The organism is Cytobacillus eiseniae (assembly GCF_017874625.1).
GTDB lineage: Bacteria > Bacillota > Bacilli > Bacillales > Cytobacillaceae > Cytobacillus > Cytobacillus eiseniae.
This window is the reverse complement of record NZ_JAGIKZ010000043.1, coordinates 1-12072: the sequence shown is the minus strand read 5'-3', so window position 1 is coordinate 12072 and position 12072 is coordinate 1. Positions and strand designations below refer to the sequence as shown.

Sequence of the window (12072 nt, the reverse complement as noted above, 5' to 3'; positions counted from 1 at the left end):
AGGATCAAACTCTCCAATAAAGAGTTGATTAGCTCTAAAATAAAAAATAAGTTTAAACGTTGACGTTTTTTGTTCGTTCAGTTTTCAAAGAGCAAGTTTCAAAATTTTCAGTGTCGCTCGCAGCGGCTTTATTAATATATCACCAATCACCTTCAACGTCAATACTTTTTTTAAAGAAGTTATTATCAGTTGTTAGTGACATGTCATCAGCGACGTTTATTAATATAACAGCTAAATAATATTGAGTCAACACATTTTACTATTTTATTTAAAAAAATTATCCTTTCTTTTCTCTTCGCTGCCTATTAGGCATATACTTCATGCATTCATTTGGCTCAGCGACTCTTTTAAATAGCGAAAATAAAATTTTATATCTTTCATCCATAGCTCTTTTCACAATATGGTCAATCCGATTATCTTTCAAATCAAATAAGATTTCATCCATCTCTCTTTTTATTAAATACTGCATTTCTTTCAGTTCCCTATCGTTAATTAATATTCCTAACATCCAATAACCCCTTTACTTCAGTTTGGTTTTTGTAGTATTTTCCATTTTATTTTTTTTATGAATTTGATTTTTCATTCATTTTAAAAAAAATCTATGCATAAGATTGAGACAAGTAGTAATTTGGACGAGGTGAAGGCATTATGAACTTTTTTTATGTATTTAATGGAAAATCATTTAAACAGCTAGCATTGATTATTACAACTGCTTTCTTTGCCGCTTGGTTCTTATACGTCGGTAACATTATCCATGTCCCCGCATTTTCTACTAAAGATGGACCTAAAGCCATATACAAGGGTGAGAAAGATTTAGCCCTTACCTTTAATATTGGCTGGGGGGATGAAAAGGCAGAACCCATACTTGATATTCTCAAAAAGGAAAATGTAAAGTCAGCAACCTTCTTCCTTTCAGGCTCTTGGGCAGAACGTCACCCAGATCTCGTTACAAGAATTGTAAAGGAAGGGTATGAAATTGGTATTCTTGGCTATAACTACGAAGATTATACAGAATTAGAAGAACAAAAAATAACCCAAGATCTAGCAAAGGCTCAAGTAGCATTTAAAAAATTGAATGTAACCAATATCAAACTTGTCCGTGCACCTACTGGACACTTTGATCAAAAAACCTTAAAAGTGGCAAATAGACTTGGCTATACTGTTGTGCATTGGAGCCTTGATTCAAAGGACTGGACCAATCCTGGTGTAGAGGAAATTATTAAAAATGCCTCACACGCTAAAAAAGGAGATATTCTATTATTCCATGCATCTGATTCAGCTAAACAAACCGCTGTCGCCCTGCCACAAATTATTAACGATATAAAAAGGAAAAATTTAAAACTCGTAACCGTATCAGCCATGATGGCAAATGCAGAAACAATTACGAACGAAATAAAGTGATCAGCAGGATTTCTTAAGCTCTTTCGCTCATATAGTAAGTGCGAAGAGATTCCAGAAGGGTATTTTCACCTAATAAAAAAGCCGCCCTTTATTTGTAAGTAATTCAGCAGTGAAGTAGAAAAATCGAATTCATAAGGTCACACAGAAAAACGCAGAAGGCTATAACATCCTCTGCGTTTTTAATAATCTAATAACCTATGTGGCAGATGAATGTCACTAAAGAACACCCTGCTTCTTTTAAATAAATTGTCTTATCATTAATCGAGTAACATAGCAAAAGTATAATAAGCGGAGTTTTTCCGCTTAAATGTAGAATGGAGCTCGTTTTGAGAGAAATAAACGGAGTTTTTCCGCTTATTCAATGAAAAGTCCCCCATATTTGAATTTTTCGAGACAATAGGCGGAAATTTTCCGGTTATTTACGCTTATTTGATTAATAATTACGAAATAAGCGGAATTTCTCCGTCTATTTATCCGCTCGGGACCTCCCCCTAATCTCCCTGCCAATAAGTAGAACAATTACACTGCTTTTGACAATGCTCTTAACACATTTTTTAGTGTGGCCAATAGCTACATGTTCATTCTGTTAATAATCCCTTTCCTAACAATAAAAAAAGCAAGCGGATTTAGTTACTAATTCGCTTGCTGAAATACTTATTCCTTTTATTTTCCTACTTCTGCACCGAGCTACATACCATTATTTGGCCGGGTTTTTTGTTAGTTTTTGTTGTCGATGTGCTTCCGATGATTTATTAAGTTTTTGGAGAATAAGCAGCTGATACGTATTGCATACTAAAAGTGGGAAGATCATTAAATAAAGCCAGCTTGTCTCATTTACTCTTAAAATCGGAACCCATTCAAGTGTTGTAACGACAATCATAAAGAAGAGTGCAGGAATAAATGCCTCTTTATTCGTCATCTTCATTTTAATAACAGCAACTATAACACCAACAATTAATAAAAATGCCGCTACACCAATATATGGCCATATGCTATCTCCATCAGCCGCAAACTCATTATAACGAAGGTAAACCAAATCAAATAATACAACTAATATAAGAATGACCTGAACACTATTCCATAATGAATGGGATTTAAATATTCCCAATCCGAAACGGTGAACGGTTAAATAGGCAAAAAATCCAGCTTGACTGAGCACACTAAATATAAAGCCAACTCCAACCAACCAAAACAATACTGATAAAATTTCAAGCAAATCAAATGAAGTAAAAATCGATTTAAATTCATTCCAGCGAACAATAAATCCTACAATTCCAGTTGTGATTCCTCCAACAAGCAATGTTGAAAGAAACAACTTTACCCAATTTCGGCTAGTCAATTTCTTTTTCCTCCATAGCAGTTTTTAATCCCTTTATGATTGTACCAACCAAACAATGAAAAATCTAGGTAAAGCATTTACAACGAATAATATTTGCTCATTTTCTTCATTCTAAAATTAAGGACATCTCTGAAAGGAGCCAATCGATGTTGAAAATTTCCCGTACACTTATACCAGCTGTACTCATCCTTATGTTAGCAGGTTGTGGTCAAGGAGAATCAGGAAGCAATAATATGGACTATGACCAGACAAAAAAAATGGTTGTTGATATTTTAAAAACAGATGACGGGAAAAAGGCGATCCAGGAACTGATGGATGATGACAAAATGAAACAAAAGCTTGTCATGGATCAAGCAATTGTCTCAGATACAATTGAAAAAACATTAACATCTGATAAAGGAACAGAGTTCTGGAGAAAGTCTTTTGAAGACCCGAAATTTGCAGAAGCAATCGCAAAAAGCATGAAGAAGGAAAATGAAACGCTTTTAAAGGATTTAATGAAAGACCCCGAATATCGAGGGATGATGATTGAAGTTCTTAAAGATCCTGAATTAGAAAAAGAAGTAACAAATGTATTAAAAAGCAAAGAATATCGTGAACATTTGCAAACAGTCATTACTGAAACACTTGAGAGTCCGCTCTTTAAAGCAAAAATGCAAGATATCCTCATAAAGGCAGCTGAAGAGATAAAGGGTGACAAGAAACAAGAAGAAGGCGGAGGTGGGGAAGAAAGCGGACAAGATGATCAAGGCGGTGAAAGCAAAGAGGAAGGCGGAAGCAGTTAATCTATAATAAGTAAACAACCTCTTCTTTTCAATAGAAGAGGTTGTTTGTCATTTTTATGATTCTAATGTCTGAACGACTTTCTCAGCAATTTCTGTATAAAGCTTACCTAATCGATGATCTTCCTGATATACAGATGGAGCGAACTCTTTCTCATCCCAGTCAGGTTGTTGAAGTGGCAATTGTCCTAGCACTTCTGTTCGTAATTCCTCAGCAAGCTTTTGTCCGCCGCCTTGGCCAAAGACATATTCTTTCTCTCCTGTCAGCTTGCTTTCGAAATAAGCCATATTTTCAATTACACCTAATATCTCATGGTCAGTCTTTAATGCCATAGCACCTGCACGCGCAGCAACAAATGCCGCAGTTGGATGTGGAGTTGTTACGACAATTTCTTTACACGTTGGAAGCATAGAATGTACGTCCAATGCGACATCCCCTGTTCCAGGTGGCAGATCTAGCAATAGATAATCAATCTCTCCCCACTCTACTTCATTGAAAAAGCTATTTAGCATTTTTCCAAGCATTGGGCCTCTCCAAATAATTGGGGAATTATCTTCAACAAAGAATCCCATCGATATTACTTTTACACCAAAGCGATCAACAGGAATGATTCTTTCTCCTCTAACTACAGGGCGAGTTGTAATTCCCATCATATCAGGGACACTGAATCCATAAATATCTGCATCAATTAAACCAACCTTCTTGCCTAGTCTTGCTAAAGATACAGCAAGGTTAACAGAAACAGTCGACTTACCTACGCCACCCTTTCCACTAGCAATTGCAATAAATGTTGTTTTGCTAGTAGGCGAAAGCAATCCTTTGTCTTCTTCCTTCACAGCTTGTCTGTATTGAGACAGAATAGATTCTGGCAATTCACCAAACCGTATTCCTACTGTAGCCGCACCCGCACCTTTTAATACGTTTACAATTTGCGTTTGAAGCTGTAGTTGCTCAGCTGTGCCCGTTTTAGCAATAAGAATCTTTACACTGACATGATTCTTTTCCTCTTTAATTTTCACTTCTTCAATTGCATTTAATTCAGATAAAGTTTTATGTAAAAATGGTTCCTGTACACTACCTAATGCTTCTCTAATACGTTGCTCTGTCAACATTTCAACTAGCACCTGCCTTTATGTATTCGTTTCCATTAAAGTATAACATAATGTATTTGCTTCATAGTTAATTCTATCACACCTTATCTATTTTAAACCAATATTCCCATTTGCCCTTATTCAATATAACAAAAGCAAAGCTACCTTGATCAGCATTCAAGCTGCATACAAGAATGAAGATTGCTCTTTAACCTTCTTCCCCAATTGGCACTCCTCTTATTAGTAAGGCACTTATAATTAGCGATGCTTATCACTGTCAAAGTGCCCCTTTTGAAGCGCGACTTAGACCAAACTACTTACAATATGCGGCATTATAATAAAAAAGATGCTTTAATTAGCATCTTTTTAATCCTTTTCAATGAGCTCTCTCTCATCAGAAAAATGTCTTAGTATGCCCATATAGATAGAGGCAGCCACCTTATCCTGATATTGCTCATTTTTTAAATCTTCTCTTTCTGTAGGGTTAGATAAAAAACCGACTTCGACCAAAGCGCCAGGAATTTTCGCGTGTTCAAGAATATATACATTATTGATCGTCTTTGCTTTGCGAGTCGTATTCTCCAGATTACGCCTCAGCTCATCTTGAATAAACTTGGCCGCTCTGGCGTTTTCCGGCAAATCCGATGTATAGAAGGTTTGTGCACCGCTCCACCTGGAGGAAGGAATCGCATTTAAATGAATACTTGTAAAGAACTCTGCTCCAGATGTATTAATCATATCCAATCGTTCTTTTAAATCCTCTACTTTTCTGCGGCTATACCCCTTTGTCCCATCAGGAGCCAGATCCCTGTCGTCCTCTCTTGTCATAATCACAAGAGCCCCCTGTTCCTGAAGAAAGTCTCTCACCTTCAACGTAACATTTAAGGCAATATCCTTCTCAAGCGCATTCTTATCACCGGCTCCGCCATCTGGGCCTCCATGCCCAGGATCAAGCAAAATGATTTTCCCTGTTAACGGCAAATGCCATGATTCCCATGAATCCTTTTCTGAAAAGTCATATTGTAAAATTAAAAATAAAACAATGAGTCCAATGGCAAAAGCCACAGCTTTCATATTCTTCATCATATTCTCTGTCAACCCTCCCGCTTGTCCTCCATTTCAATATATGGGACAAGTAGGATTTATAGAACGGAGAAATGAATAATCTTCAATCCATTAATGAAGTCGTAGCTTATGCCTAATTTGGCCTTTTTGGAATCCTTCCATCCACCAGCTCACAACATATTGCTCACAAAGATAATAAAGGGACTCACTCATGATCCCTTCTTCTCCATGACCCCAGTACAGTAAGAAATTATATAATGTATCTGTCAGGTGTCTTTCCTCATCATAGCAGCGACTTCGCACATCTTCTGCTTTTTCGCCATATAACCCGAACCGACTATAATTCGCACCTAACAAGTACGCTTCTATCGCGACGTCATAACAAGCCTCTTCAATCCCCGAATTCATCAATAATCCCGATAAGAACCGAGAAGAGCCAAAGTAATGTTTAACCCGTTCCTTTAAAGTCTTAACCGATATTTCCTTTAAAACAGATTTTTCATATTTGATTTGTTTTTCTCTTTTCTTTTCGGTAAAAGTTGTAATCACATTCATGCCTTCTCACTCCTTGAGGATAGTTTTATCCATGGAAGGAGGGACATACAAAAAAGCATATAGCTTTCTTTTGCCAATTTTTGATTTCAAACCGAACACACTTCTTACAATCTTGTCTGCTCGAAAAATAATTTCACATCAATATCGATTTTTTTCATTGATGAAGGATTATGTTCAATGAAGATTTTTGTATAAGTGGATTAAGAACATTTTTTAGGCATAAAAAAGACCCTTTCCACAAAAGTGAAAAGAGCCATTGTACGCAAATATTAACGTTTTGAGAACTGAGGTGCACGACGAGCGCCTTTAAGACCGTATTTTTTACGTTCTTTCATACGAGCGTCACGAGTTAATAGACCTGCAGCTTTTAATGTTGGACGGTATGCTGGATCAGCTTGAAGTAACGCACGAGCGATACCATGGCGAATTGCGCCAGCTTGACCAGTGTAACCTCCACCATTTACATTTACATGAATATCATAGCTTCCGCTAGTTTCAGTAGCTACAAGTGGTTGGTTAACCACTGCACGTAAAGCTGCAAATGGGATATACTCTTCAATTTCACGACCATTGATAATAATTTTACCGTCGCCTGGAACTAAACGAACACGTGCAACGGAGCTCTTACGACGACCAGTACCAATATATTGAACCTGTGCCAAGTTAATAACCTCCCCTAAAAATTATCCACGAAGTTCGTAAACTTCAGGTTGTTGTGCTTGGTGCTTATGTTCAGCGCCAGCATATACGTGTAATTTCTTGAATATTTGACGACCAAGAGAGTTCTTTGGAAGCATGCCTTTAATTGCAAGCTCTAACATTCTCTCAGGATAGTTGTTACGCATTTCAGTTGCAGTTCTTGTTTTTAAACCACCTGGGTGCATGCTGTGACGGTAGTAAATCTTGTCAGTAAGCTTTTTACCAGTTAAGTGGATTTTTGAAGCATTAAGAATAATTACATGATCACCAGTGTCAACATGTGGTGTGAAAGTTGGTTTATGTTTACCACGTAGGATTGATGCAACTTCACTAGCAAGACGACCTAGAGTTTTGCCTTCTGCATCAACTACGTACCATTTACGTTCGATATTATTAGCATTCGCCATAAACGTTGTACGCATCAATTTTCCCTCCTAAGAATTCCATTCATTTCATTCATTTGGTTTCATTTTATCATCAACACAATAAGTTCCGGGGCTTATCGTGGTTTTAATAACAATACCTTTGCTATGATACACGTTTCAACAGCCAATGTCAATAAAATGTTACGCCAGGTTTAGTTGTTTTAGCATATATTTTATTTTTGACTGTTTTCGCAAACATTGTTGCTTATGAATATAAAGTTGGTAAAGGTTGATTTCCACTTCAAATTGCTCCAATCAACCGACCTAGTTGGTCAATCATATTCATTCTCAACCATTTGATTCAAAAGCAACATTCCTTTAGAAAAGAGCCTTTATTTCAGACTGGCTAATCTCTATATTATAGACATTTAGTAATGAACTTCCCATAAATACAAACCGTGTGCAGGTGCTGTTTTCCCAGCAAATATCCGATCCTTTTTCTCTAAAATACTCGGAATATCTGAGGGCGAAATCTCCCCTGAACCAACGTCTAAAAGTGTACCTACTAGAATTCTGACCATATTATACAGAAACCCATTCCCTACAAAGCGAAAGGTAAGTGCCTCTTCTTCTAGAAGCAGCTCAATTTCACTTAATTCCCTTACTTTATTCTCAACCTCCGACTTTGCAGAGCAAAAACTTGTGAAGTCATGTTCACCCAAAAGGAAAGGAATGGCTTCGTTTATCGCTTGGATATTTATAGGGTACGAGTATTTATAAGCAAAATGACGCTTAAATGGATCTCGTATATGTGTTTGGCTAATAAAGTAGCGATATTCTTTTCCTTGAGCATCAAATCGAGCATGAAAATCTCTTTCAGCCTTTTCGACACAAATAATTGCCACATCATCTGGCAACATCGAATTTAATGCAACTTCCCATTTGCCGAGTGGAATATCAAGTGATGAATCAAAATGAAACACTTGCCCTCGCGCATGGACACCAGCATCTGTACGACCTGAAGCACTAATCTTTACCTCTTGCCCTTTATGCAGCTTGGCAAGTGACTTTTCAATTTCTCCTTGAACCGTACGCTTATTTGGCTGAACTTGATATCCAGCAAATTGGGTTCCATCATATGAAACTATACACTTATATCTTTGCATCGCTTTACTCCATTATGTTCGAAATAGGACTAATAAAACAGATAAGATGACGAGAAAAATAAGCAGCGTTGTATCCTTTAATCCCCAGCTTAACTGCCGATACTTCGTCCTTCCTTCTCCTCCTCGATATCCCCTTGCCTCCATTGCTGTAGCAAGCTCTTCTGCCCGCTTAAATGAATTGACAAATAGCGGGATAAGAAGCGGAATAATCGCCTTCACTCTTTCCTTAATTGGGCCGCTTGAGAACTCTACTCCCCTTGCAGTTTGTGCCTTCATAATCTTATCTGTCTCTTGCATAAGCGTCGGAATAAAACGAAGGGAAATGGACATCATTAATGCAAGCTCATGAACAGGAAACTTAATTTTATTCAAAGGATGAAGCAAACTTTCCATGCCATCGGTTATCTCAATCGGTGTAGTCGTCAATGTTAGAATCGACGTCATTAAAATCAATAGAAAGAAGCGGACAGAAATAAAAATCCCTTGTCTCAATCCTTCTTCATAAATTGAAAACCAACCGACCTGGAACAGTAGCTCTCCTTCCTTTGTTAAAAACAGATGTAGGACCAACGTAAATAAAATAAGCCAAAGGACGGGCTTTAGCCCCGATATAATGAAGCGAAAAGGAACCTTAGATAAAGCAATCATGGCAAACGTATAAATCACTAATAAACCATAAGTCCAACTATTGTTTGCAATAAAAACAATACAAACAAATAAAAAAATCATCAGCAGCTTCGATCTTGGGTCCATACGATGTATCACAGAATGAGCGGGAACATAACGGCCAAAGATCATCTTCTCCATCATTCCTGCTCACCTCTCTTTACCATGGAAGCAATTTCCTCTGTCAGCTTCTCAACAGTTAAGCATGTTTGTGAGAATTTTGTTTGAAACTTCTCTTCCACTTTTTGCTGAAAACGAACAACCTCAGGAACATCCAGACCGAGCTCCAGCAATCCTTCAGGTGACGAAAAGATTTCATTAGGCGTCCCCTTTTTATAGACTTGTCCATTTTGCATAATAACAATTTGATCTGCATATTTGGATGCATCCTCCATACTATGCGTCACAAGGACCGTTGATAGCTTTCTTTCCAAATGAAGCGAATGAAACATATCCATAATCTCTCTTCTGCCACGGGGGTCTAGTCCTGCCGTAGGCTCATCCAGCACAATTACATCTGGCTCCATCGCCAATACTCCAGCAATAGCTACTCTGCGCATTTGACCACCTGATAACTCAAATGGAGATTTGCTTAATATTTCCTCAGAAAGGCCCACTTGTTTAATTGCAATCCTGGCTCTCTTTTTTGCCTCTTCCTCATGAACACCAAAGTTCATTGGTCCAAAGCATATATCCTTTTCAACCGTCTCATCAAATAGCTGGTGTTCAGGAAACTGAAATACAATGCCTACCCTTTGTCTAATTGCTTTTAAATTTTTTTGTTTCTTTTCTGCATTAACTTCTCTATCTCCAATCATTACCTTACCAGTAGTTGGTTTTAACAAAGCATTTAAATGCTGTAGGACCGTTGATTTACCGGATCCTGTATGGCCAATGATCGCTAAAAAAATCCCAGAAGGAATATCAATGGACACATCCTTGATTGCAAGTCGCTCAAAGGGTGTATTCGCTTGATATCTGTATTCTACTTCTTGTAATGAAATGTCCATAATTCAGCCACCAACTCTTCTTCTGATAAAAAATGCTTCGATAAGAAGACTCCTTGTTCTTTTAATGTTTTGCTTAATTTAACAGGAAAGGGAATGTCCAAACCAAGTTGAACGAGCTCTTCCTCCATTTGGAAGATTTCCTCTGGGCTTCCTTCTCGATATAATTCACCTTTATTCATTACGAGAATTCTGTCTGCCCTAACCGCTTCCTCTAAGTCATGAGTAATAGAAATAACCGTCATCTTGTGTATGTCCTTTAACTCTTTGACCGTTTCCAGTACTTCTTCTCGACCTCTTGGATCAAGCATAGAGGTTGACTCATCCAATATAATAATCGACGGCCTCAATGCAATCACTCCAGCAATCGCCACTCGCTGCTTCTGACCACCCGATAGTTGGTGCGGCTCTTGATCAAGAAATTGTGCCATTTTGACCTTTTCTAATGAATAGTTCACTCGTTCAAGCATTTCTTCTCGAGGAATTCCATTGTTTTCTAAACCAAAAGCCACATCATCCTGTACCGTCGTTCCTACAAACTGATTATCTGGATTTTGAAAGACCATACCAATCAATCTTCTTGTCTCCCATACCGTTTCCTCATTAAGAGTCATGCCATTAACTGTAATGGAACCCTCCTGAGGAAATTGTAAACCATTTAATAGCTTAGCAAGAGTTGATTTGCCAGACCCGTTATGCCCAACAATTGCAAGCCATTCTCCCTCATATATATCAAAAGAAACATTTTTCAATGCGAAGCGATCTTCCGAATCGTATTGAAAAGAAACGTTTTCCAACTGAACTAGCTGCTTCTTACTCATTGTGGCTCCTCCTCTAAACTTTCTCTTCTCTCTATTCTAAACTGTTCTTCTAGCCAGTGAAAATAAAAGGCAAAACAAATTCCTTGTTTATCAATTCTCGGCCTAGTTCTTTTTTAACTAAAAATAAAAAACTCGCCATTTGGCGAGCTTCAATAGATATACGGCAGAAATAAATGGATCGATAACAAATAAACAAATGCGAGAGCGCACTTTTCTAGATCTGCATATCGAGCTTAAAATTTTACAATACTGCCAACTATTCAAGCCCATAAAACAGTATCCACTTTAAAAAGCCCGCACCTTTCCCATTCAAACAGTTATTAATCTCTGTTTACGCAAAATCAAAGGATATCGGAAAGGTGCAAGAGCTAGACGAGACAGGCTCATCGTAACACTCAATTTGGCTGCTTCATAAAGAAGTTATAACTTTTGTAGAAAAAGGGCAAAGAACAATAAGTCCTGCCCTTCAACTAAAAAATATTATACTAACTCGATAATTACCATTGGCGCACCGTCACCGCGACGAGGTCCAAGCTTCATAATACGAGTGTATCCACCTTGACGCTCATCATAACGTGAAGCGATATCACTGAATAATTTTTGTACAGCATCTTGGTTTGTTTCAGCATTTGCTACTTCGTGACGAACATATGCAGCTGCTTGACGGCGAGCATGCAAATCACCACGTTTACCAAGAGTGATCATTTTTTCAACAACTGAACGAAGCTCTTTCGCACGTGCTTCAGTTGTTTCAATACGCTCATTGATGATTAAATCTGTTGCTAAGTCACGTAGCATAGCTTTACGTTGAGAGCTAGTACGTCCTAACTTTCTGTATCCCATGAAAGTTTCCCTCCTTTGTTGAAGTCATTCTTTAAGCCTGTATAAGCATGCAAGATCAATCGTCTTTGCGCAAGCCTAAACCAAGCTCTTCTAGTTTGTGTTTAACTTCCTCGAGAGACTTTCTGCCTAAGTTACGTACTTTCATCATATCCTCTTCAGTCTTATTAGCTAATTCCTGAACAGTATTAATACCAGCACGTTTTAAACAGTTATATGAACGAACGGAAAGATCCAATTCTTCAATTGTCATCTCAAGTACTGTGTCTTTTTG

The 12072-nt window shown here is 37.7% G+C and carries 15 protein-coding genes; 2 read left to right on the top strand and 13 right to left on the bottom strand.

Features of this window, described 5'->3' with window-relative positions:
• Window positions 1–277: 277 nt before the first annotated feature.
• Entirely contained in the window at window positions 278–508 is a 231-nt protein-coding gene (locus tag J2Z40_RS19245; RefSeq protein WP_066399851.1) for a hypothetical protein, read from the bottom strand.
• 140 nt (window positions 509–648) lie between these two features.
• Here J2Z40_RS19245 and pdaB point away from each other — a divergent pair, with 140 nt between their 5' ends.
• A complete protein-coding gene (gene pdaB, locus J2Z40_RS19240) occupies window positions 649–1401 on the top strand; it encodes a polysaccharide deacetylase family sporulation protein PdaB (RefSeq protein WP_066399849.1) in 753 nt (250 codons plus the stop codon).
• Between the two features lie 697 nt (window positions 1402–2098).
• On the opposite strand, the gene J2Z40_RS19235 is transcribed toward pdaB, so the two are convergent.
• A complete protein-coding gene (locus tag J2Z40_RS19235; RefSeq protein ID WP_066399847.1) occupies window positions 2099–2740 on the bottom strand; it encodes a KinB-signaling pathway activation protein in 642 nt (213 codons plus the stop codon).
• Window positions 2741–2886: 146 nt separating this feature from the next.
• Here J2Z40_RS19235 and gerD point away from each other — a divergent pair, with 146 nt between their 5' ends.
• Window positions 2887–3525 carry a spore germination lipoprotein GerD gene (gene gerD / locus J2Z40_RS19230; protein ID WP_066399844.1) on the top strand — a complete coding sequence of 213 codons (639 nt, stop codon included), beginning with the start codon at window positions 2887–2889 and terminating at the stop codon, window positions 3523–3525.
• Window positions 3526–3579: 54 nt separating this feature from the next.
• Here gerD and J2Z40_RS19225 read toward each other — a convergent pair whose 3' ends face one another.
• The 11 genes from J2Z40_RS19225 to J2Z40_RS19175 form a co-directional block, all read right to left on the bottom strand.
• Complete coding sequence (locus J2Z40_RS19225; protein WP_066399841.1) at window positions 3580–4635, bottom strand: Mrp/NBP35 family ATP-binding protein; 1056 nt, start codon at window positions 4633–4635, stop codon at window positions 3580–3582.
• 345 nt (window positions 4636–4980) lie between these two features.
• On the bottom strand, window positions 4981–5700 hold the full coding sequence (gene cwlD / locus J2Z40_RS19220) for an N-acetylmuramoyl-L-alanine amidase CwlD (RefSeq protein ID WP_066399838.1): 720 nt from the start codon (window positions 5698–5700) through the stop codon (window positions 4981–4983).
• A 90-nt stretch (window positions 5701–5790) separates the two neighbouring features.
• Entirely contained in the window at window positions 5791–6234 is a 444-nt protein-coding gene (locus tag J2Z40_RS19215; protein WP_066399836.1) for a YbaK family protein, read from the bottom strand.
• Between the two features lie 269 nt (window positions 6235–6503).
• Window positions 6504–6896, bottom strand: a complete 393-nt coding sequence (gene rpsI / locus J2Z40_RS19210; RefSeq protein ID WP_066399833.1) for a 30S ribosomal protein S9 — start codon at window positions 6894–6896, stop codon at window positions 6504–6506.
• 21 nt (window positions 6897–6917) lie between these two features.
• On the bottom strand, window positions 6918–7355 hold the full coding sequence (gene rplM, locus J2Z40_RS19205; protein ID WP_066399831.1) for a 50S ribosomal protein L13: 438 nt from the start codon (window positions 7353–7355) through the stop codon (window positions 6918–6920).
• A 371-nt stretch (window positions 7356–7726) separates the two neighbouring features.
• On the bottom strand, window positions 7727–8464 hold the full coding sequence (gene truA, locus J2Z40_RS19200) for a tRNA pseudouridine(38-40) synthase TruA (protein ID WP_066399829.1): 738 nt from the start codon (window positions 8462–8464) through the stop codon (window positions 7727–7729).
• Between the two features lie 12 nt (window positions 8465–8476).
• On the bottom strand, window positions 8477–9274 hold the full coding sequence (locus J2Z40_RS19195) for an energy-coupling factor transporter transmembrane component T family protein (RefSeq protein ID WP_066399827.1): 798 nt from the start codon (window positions 9272–9274) through the stop codon (window positions 8477–8479).
• A complete protein-coding gene (locus J2Z40_RS19190) occupies window positions 9271–10140 on the bottom strand; it encodes an energy-coupling factor ABC transporter ATP-binding protein (protein ID WP_066399825.1) in 870 nt (289 codons plus the stop codon). Before J2Z40_RS19190 ends, J2Z40_RS19195 begins: the two co-directional genes overlap by 4 nt.
• Window positions 10116–10958: an energy-coupling factor ABC transporter ATP-binding protein gene (locus J2Z40_RS19185; RefSeq protein WP_066399822.1), complete on the bottom strand. Its 843-nt coding sequence runs from the start codon at window positions 10956–10958 to the stop codon at window positions 10116–10118. Before J2Z40_RS19185 ends, J2Z40_RS19190 begins: the two co-directional genes overlap by 25 nt.
• A 480-nt stretch (window positions 10959–11438) precedes the next feature.
• Complete coding sequence (gene rplQ / locus J2Z40_RS19180) at window positions 11439–11801, bottom strand: 50S ribosomal protein L17 (RefSeq protein WP_066399820.1); 363 nt, start codon at window positions 11799–11801, stop codon at window positions 11439–11441.
• A 55-nt stretch (window positions 11802–11856) separates the two neighbouring features.
• Window positions 11857–12072, bottom strand: a 216-nt coding sequence (locus J2Z40_RS19175) for a DNA-directed RNA polymerase subunit alpha C-terminal domain-containing protein (RefSeq protein WP_209795160.1), incomplete at its 5' end; no start/stop codon positions are given.

Excerpts from the sequence above, each read along its gene's own strand:
- J2Z40_RS19245 (WP_066399851.1), bottom strand. The coding sequence starts at position 508 with ATGTTAGGAATATTAATTAACGATAGGGAACTGAAAGAAATGCAGTAT.
- pdaB (WP_066399849.1), top strand. The coding sequence starts at position 649 with ATGAACTTTTTTTATGTATTTAATGGAAAATCATTTAAACAGCTAGCA.
- gerD (WP_066399844.1), top strand. The coding sequence starts at position 2,887 with ATGTTGAAAATTTCCCGTACACTTATACCAGCTGTACTCATCCTTATG.
- J2Z40_RS19225 (WP_066399841.1), bottom strand. The coding sequence starts at position 4,635 with ATGTTGACAGAGCAACGTATTAGAGAAGCATTAGGTAGTGTACAGGAA.
- cwlD (WP_066399838.1), bottom strand. The coding sequence starts at position 5,700 with ATGATGAAGAATATGAAAGCTGTGGCTTTTGCCATTGGACTCATTGTT.
- J2Z40_RS19215 (WP_066399836.1), bottom strand. The coding sequence starts at position 6,234 with ATGAATGTGATTACAACTTTTACCGAAAAGAAAAGAGAAAAACAAATC.
- rplM (WP_066399831.1), bottom strand. The coding sequence starts at position 7,355 with ATGCGTACAACGTTTATGGCGAATGCTAATAATATCGAACGTAAATGG.
- truA (WP_066399829.1), bottom strand. The coding sequence starts at position 8,464 with ATGCAAAGATATAAGTGTATAGTTTCATATGATGGAACCCAATTTGCT.
- J2Z40_RS19195 (WP_066399827.1), bottom strand. The coding sequence starts at position 9,274 with ATGATGGAGAAGATGATCTTTGGCCGTTATGTTCCCGCTCATTCTGTG.
- J2Z40_RS19190 (WP_066399825.1), bottom strand. The coding sequence starts at position 10,140 with ATGGACATTTCATTACAAGAAGTAGAATACAGATATCAAGCGAATACA.
- J2Z40_RS19185 (WP_066399822.1), bottom strand. The coding sequence starts at position 10,958 with ATGAGTAAGAAGCAGCTAGTTCAGTTGGAAAACGTTTCTTTTCAATAC.
- rplQ (WP_066399820.1), bottom strand. The coding sequence starts at position 11,801 with ATGGGATACAGAAAGTTAGGACGTACTAGCTCTCAACGTAAAGCTATG.